The organism is Methylobacterium sp. A52T (genome assembly GCF_053346095.1).
Genome location: NZ_JBKFBI010000226.1, coordinates 1 through 5,493, shown reverse-complemented (window position 1 = coordinate 5,493; position 5,493 = coordinate 1). Strand labels below are relative to the sequence as shown.

Below are 5,493 nucleotides of genomic sequence, written 5' to 3'. Positions count from 1 at the left end.
GTGACCGTGGTGCCGGGCGTCTCGGCCGCGCAGGGCGCGGCGGCGTCCCTCGGCCTGTCCCTGACCCATCGCGACGCCGCGCGCCGGCTCCAGTTCGTCACCGGCCACGACCGCCGCGGGGCGCTGCCGGACGACCTGAACTGGGGCGCGCTCGCCGATCCGAGCGTCACCACGGTCGTCTACATGCCGAAGCGGACCCTGCGGGCCTTGCTGGCGCGCGCCGTGGAGGAGGGGCTGGCGCCCACGACGCCGGCGCTCCTCGTCTTCAACGCGACGCGCCCGAACCAGACGGCGCTGCGCGGCACGGCTATCGATCTCGCCGACCGGGTCGAGGCGGCGGGGCTCGACGGGCCGGCCCTGCTGATGGTGGGCGAAGCCTTCTCCGAGATGCGGGGCGCGCTCCCGGCCCAGGCGGAGCAGGCCCGCGTCGCGGTCTGAGTCTGTTCTCGCCGAAGGCCGTCCGCGCCGTCTTCACGAGCGGAGCGACGTGACCCAGAGGAGCGCGACATCGGTCAGCGTAGCGCCGCCTGGATTGCTTCGCGCCGCTCGCAGGGACGGCAACGCCGAAATCATCGACCGAACTCGGCTCAGGTCTCGCCGGCCACGAAGGCGCGCATCAGGTAGTTGGCGATCGCCATGGGCGGCGGCGCCAGGATCCCCTCGGGATGCGTTCCCGCCAGCATGGCCGCGACGTCGGCCCGGCTGAACCAGCGCGCATCCTCCAGCTCGCTGGGATCGGTCACGATAACCTCGTCGAGCGCCTCGGCGGCGCAGCCCATCATCAGCGACGACGGGAACGGCCAGGGCTGCGACGTCCGGTAGGTGACGGCGCCGACGCGGATCTGCGTCTCCTCGAACACCTCGCGGCGCACCGCGTCCTCGATCGTCTCGCCGGGCTCCAGGAAGCCCGCGAGGCAGGAATACATGTGCGGCCGGAAATGCGGGCCCCGGCCGAGCAGGCAGGTGTCGCCCCGGCGCACCAGCATGATCACCACCGGGTCGACCCGGGGGAAATGGTGGGCGCTGCAGCTCGGGCATTCCCGGCGGAAACCGCCGGCCTTCGAGACGGTGGCGGTGCCGCAATTGGCGCAGAAGCCGTGGCGGGCGTGCCAGTCGAGCATGGATTTGGCCACGGCGAGCAGGCCGAGCTCCTCGGCCTCCACGGCGGAGTCGGTGGCGATCGACCTCAGGTCGAGGGTGCGGGTCGGCCCCTCGGAGAAGCGCTCCGCGGCCTCGGCCGGCGCGGCGGCGGCGAAGACGGGCTGCCCGTCCCGGTGCCCGAGGAAGATGCGCGTCCCGCCCGCGAGGTCCGCCGCCTCCGCGACCGCGATCAGCGCGGTCTCCCCGCGCAGCACGATCCGGTCGCCGCAGATCAGCACGAGGCGGGCCTCGGGCGTGTCGAAGGCGGGCACTGCCTCCTCGGGCTGCTCGGCCGAGTGCCGGTCGAGGCGGTTTCGGACGAAGCCGAGGGTGTCGCGGGGATCGGTCATGCGAGGGTCAGGCCGCGGAGAAGAGGGCGCCGGCGCGCTCGAGGAGCTGGGCGCGGGCGTGGAGCGGGTAGGGCTTGCGGGTCTCGAACCCCCAGACCGGCCCCGGCCAGGCGGGATCCGACCGGAAGCGGCCAACCACGTGGACGTGGAGCTGCGACACCACGTTGCCCAGGGCGCCGACATTCACCTTGTCGGGCTTGGACAGGGCCTGCATCACCCCCGTGGCGAGGCGGATCTCCTGCCAGAGCGCCGCGGCATCGGTCTCGGAGAGGTCGGTGATCTCTGTGACGTCCGGCCGGCGCGGCACCAGGATCAGCCACGGGAACCGGGCATCGTCCATCAGCAGCACGCGGCACAGGGCGAGGTCGCCCACTTCGGCGGTGTCGGCCGACAGGCGCGGGTCGAGGGTGAAGGCGGGCTCGGTCATCGCCGACCGGTGTAGCGCAGCTTCCGCGTCGGCGCGCGGGTTTGCTGCGCCGTCGGTGACGCAGCGGCCCGAGCGGCTCAGAGACCCGGCACGACGCCCTGGCGGCCCACCGCGATCGTCCCCGCCATCAGCCCGCCGTCCTCGCCCGGGCGCGCGAAGATCGTCACGGCGGCGCCCCGCTGGAGCATCGCCTTCTCGCCAGGCGAGAACTGCGTCACCGGCGTGTCGTCGGGGATCGCGAAGGACGATTGGCCGCCGTTATAGGCGAGGGTCAGACGCATCGGCGCGCCGCGCTGCAGGTCGGCGACCCAGCCGGCGGTGAGGCGCGCGCCCTGCGCGGTGTCCCAGGGCTGGCTGCCCGCCTCGAACCCGCGCTCGGACGGAGAGTACAGCGTCACGGCGGTCGCCTGCCGCGGCTCGGAATCGGACGCCCCGAGGACGCTGACGTAGCTCTCCGGCTTGATCGCCCGCAGGCTGGCGCCGTTCACCGCGTAGATGCGGGTCCGGGGACCCATCCGCACGGCCAGGGTGCTGCCGCTGGTGCGGCGGATCTCCACGCGCTCCGAATCGGCCTGGACCACGGTGCCGCGGAACCGGACGGTCGCCGGCTCAGCGCGGGCGGCGGGGACGGTCGCGGTCGCCAGAAGGCCGGCGAGGAAGAGACGTCTCACGGGGCTCTTCACGGGGCTCCTTTCCGAGCGTGTGGACAATGCGTGTGCCGTCCGGCTGCGGGACCCGAACGCCGGGGACCGGGCAGGGTTCCCGGCGCCGAAGGAGGTGCGGTGCCGCAATCCGTCGGCCGGGCCCGCGCAGCGCTCAATGCGCCATCAGCACCGGCATGTCGGCGTGGGCGAGGACGTGGCTGGTGACGCCACCGAAGATCATCTGGCGCAGGCGGCTCTGGGTGTAGGCGCCCTTGATGAGAAGGTCGCAGCCGAACGCCTTCGCCTCCGCCAGAAAGGTCTCGCCGGGCACGCGCCGGCCGGCCGGCAGGGCCCGGTGCGACGCGTCCACGCCCTCGCAGGCCAGGGCCTGGGCGAGATCCTGCGCGGTCGGGCCCGGCACCATGCCGCCCTCGACGCTGAGCACGAGCACCCGCTCGGCCCGCCGCAGGAACGGCATCGCGAAAGCCACCGCCCGAGCGGTCTCGGTCGACCCGTTCCAGGCGATGACCACGGCGTCACCGAGGCTGGCCGGTGCCGTAGGCGGCGCCAGCAGGATCGGGCGGCCGCTCTCGAACAGGGCGGTCTCGAACGTGGTCATGCGCGGGGCGTTGTCGGTCGTGCCGGGGCGCCCGACCACCGTTGCCGAGAACAGCCGCGCGTACTGGCCGAGGAACGCGTCGCCGGTGGGCACGTCCTGTCGCCAGCGGTAGCGCGGTCCGGCATCCGGCACGCGGTCCGGTATGCAGAGCCCGTCGCGGGCGTGCCGCGGGATGCCGGCGCCGTCCATGAAGGCCACGAAGCGGCCGCCCGCCTCCTCGGCCTCGGCCCGGTCGGCCTCCTCGTCGCGCAGCCACGTCATGCCGCCGACCATGTCGACCGGCACGTACTCGGCCAGCGCCGGGCGCAGGGACACGCCCTCGATCAGACTGCCGAAGCGCGTGGCCGCCAGCCGGGTCGTCTCGAAGACGGAGGGCAGGGCGTCGTGCATCGCGACGGGAACGAGCAGGGTCTTCATGCTGGCCTTCTCCTCGGGCACGCGAGGCTAATCCGCCCGGCCGCGCGGTGGAACCGGGGCCGGCACGGCGCGCACACGGTTTTGCGGCGCGCCCGGATCGAGCCGCCTCCGGAGGGCCCGGGTCAGGGGCCGCTCGACGAGGCGGTGGACCACGAGCGCGGCCGCGACGCTGCCCGCAAGCATCAGCGCGATGCTGCCCCAGGGATGCAGGGCGGGAGCGAGGCCGAGCCGGAGCAGCGCCTCGCGCACGAGGCGCAGCGCGAACGGATGCACGAGGTAGAGGGCGTAGGACGCGTCGCCGAGCGCGACGAGCGCGCGCACGGGGGACGGCAGCCGCGCGACCGCGGCCGGGTCGCGGGGCGGCCCGAGGGCGGCCGCCACCAGCAGGACGGCCGGCCCGCCGACGAGGAGCGGGCGCAGGAACCCGTCGGCCTCGCCGAGACCCGCGAGCACCCGCGCGGCCAGGATCAGCCCCAGCACGCCCAGCACCGCGAGCCCGACCCGCAGGAGGAGGGCCGGCCGGAATCCCGCGCCCCAGGCGAGGGCGAGACCGGCGCCAGCGGCGAATTCGAGCACGATCGGATCCGACCAGAAGCGCAGCGGCACCGGCAGGCCCGGCACGAGGGCGCCGACCGCCACGAGGACGGCCAGGCTCCCGCACAGCCACGCGACGGCGCCGCACCGCCCGAAGCCGAGACCCGCGGCGAAGAGTGCGTAGAAGGCCGCCTCGTAGTTCAGGGTCCAGCCGAGGCCGTAGAGCGGCTGGACGGTGCCGTCGGGGCGGGCCGCCGGCCAGAACAGGAAGCTCGCCGCGAGGGCGACCGGGTCGCGCACCAGCGCGGCGGCCTCGCCCAGGAGGTCCGGCCGCGCGAGCGCCAGGACGAGGTAGAGCAGGCTCACCAGCCAGTAGAGGGGCACCACCCGGGCGACCCGGTGGGCGAGGAAGCGGGCGCGGCCGCCGGACTGGCCCGCGAGCCGGCCGCCGGCATGGACGATGACGAAGCCGGAGATCACGAAGAACAGGTCGACGCCGCCCCACCAGGGCAGCAGCGTCATGGGATCGAGCGCCGGGCCGGCGCCGCGCCCGGCGAGGAGTCCCGCCTCGTGCCGCGCGTGGTGCCACGCCACCATGAGGGCGGCGGCGGCGCGCAGGATCTGGACGGCGACGACGATCACGGGCTGCCCGCGCGCGTCGCGCTTCGAGCCCTGCCCGGAGGCGCGGCCGGAAGAACCCACCCGCCGAGGCCACTGTCCCGGACGAGCGCGATCGGCATCCTGCGGGATCCCCCGAGAGGGGACGCGCGCCGGATTAGATCCGCCCGGGAACCGTATTGTCCGAGGCGAAAACGGCAGGAACCATAAGCCGATACCCTCGTTGACGGACCAATTCGCGAACCCGCCGGCTCCGAGTTGCCTGCGACGTCGTCTGCCGCGGCGTCCGTGCTGCACATGCGGCGTCCTTCCACGGTTCGCGTGCCCATCTCGAACAGAGGTCCCGATGCTGAAGAACTACGCTGCCGCGTCCGCGCTCGTCCTGGCGCTGTCGACCCCGGCCATGGCCCAGAGCGCCAACGACTTCCGCATGCAGTCGATGCAGGCGAACGCCTTCGAGATCCAGTCCTCGCAGATCGCCCTGTCCAAGTCGCGCAACCCGCGCATCCGCTCCTACGCCCAGGAGGTGCTCCGTGACCACCGCGCCGCCAACGTCGCCCTGGCCGGCGGCCAGATGAACGGCGTCGCCGGCGATCCGGGCCTCGGCGGCCTGGTCACCGCCCCGATCGCGGTGGCGGGCAGCGCCGTGGGCGCCGGCGTCGGCGCGGCGACCGGCGTGGTCGGCGGCACCCTGGCGGGGGGCCCGGTCGGCGGCCTCGAGGGCGCGGGTGCCGGCGCGGCGCG

7 protein-coding genes are annotated in these 5,493 nt (G+C 74.3%); 2 read left to right on the top strand and 5 right to left on the bottom strand.

Annotated elements, in window-relative coordinates; genetic code table 11:
* Window positions 1–438 (top strand): uroporphyrinogen-III C-methyltransferase (locus ACLBYE_RS29305; protein ID WP_447696845.1); only part of this gene is annotated, 438 nt, incomplete at its 5' end.
* A 149-nt stretch (window positions 439–587) separates the two neighbouring features.
* On the opposite strand, the gene nudC is transcribed toward ACLBYE_RS29305, so the two are convergent.
* The 5 genes from nudC to ACLBYE_RS29280 form a co-directional block, all read right to left on the bottom strand.
* The gene (gene nudC, locus ACLBYE_RS29300) at window positions 588–1,490 is read right to left on the bottom strand and encodes an NAD(+) diphosphatase (protein ID WP_020094187.1); all 903 of its coding nucleotides are present in this window, start codon (window positions 1,488–1,490) and stop codon (window positions 588–590) included.
* A gap of 7 nt (window positions 1,491–1,497) precedes the next feature.
* Window positions 1,498–1,917 carry an HIT domain-containing protein gene (locus tag ACLBYE_RS29295; protein ID WP_447696844.1) on the bottom strand — a complete coding sequence of 140 codons (420 nt, stop codon included), beginning with the start codon at window positions 1,915–1,917 and terminating at the stop codon, window positions 1,498–1,500.
* Between the two features lie 77 nt (window positions 1,918–1,994).
* Window positions 1,995–2,588, bottom strand: a complete 594-nt coding sequence (locus tag ACLBYE_RS29290) for a hypothetical protein (protein WP_447696843.1) — start codon at window positions 2,586–2,588, stop codon at window positions 1,995–1,997.
* 145 nt (window positions 2,589–2,733) lie between these two features.
* Window positions 2,734–3,597 (bottom strand): universal stress protein, encoded by an 864-nt coding sequence (locus ACLBYE_RS29285; RefSeq protein WP_020094190.1) that lies wholly within the window; start codon window positions 3,595–3,597, stop codon window positions 2,734–2,736.
* Window positions 3,598–3,624: 27 nt separating this feature from the next.
* On the bottom strand, window positions 3,625–4,773 hold the full coding sequence (locus tag ACLBYE_RS29280) for an acyltransferase family protein (RefSeq protein ID WP_447696846.1): 1,149 nt from the start codon (window positions 4,771–4,773) through the stop codon (window positions 3,625–3,627).
* A gap of 322 nt (window positions 4,774–5,095) precedes the next feature.
* Here ACLBYE_RS29280 and ACLBYE_RS29275 point away from each other — a divergent pair.
* A partial coding sequence (locus ACLBYE_RS29275) for a DUF4142 domain-containing protein (RefSeq protein ID WP_447696842.1) occupies window positions 5,096–5,493 on the top strand: 398 nt, incomplete at its 3' end.

Coding starts and splice junctions, on each gene's coding strand:
- ACLBYE_RS29295 (WP_447696844.1), bottom strand. CDS start 1,917: ATGACCGAGCCCGCCTTCACCCTCGACCCGCGCCTGTCGGCCGACACC.
- nudC (WP_020094187.1), bottom strand. CDS start 1,490: ATGACCGATCCCCGCGACACCCTCGGCTTCGTCCGAAACCGCCTCGAC.
- ACLBYE_RS29285 (WP_020094190.1), bottom strand. CDS start 3,597: ATGAAGACCCTGCTCGTTCCCGTCGCGATGCACGACGCCCTGCCCTCC.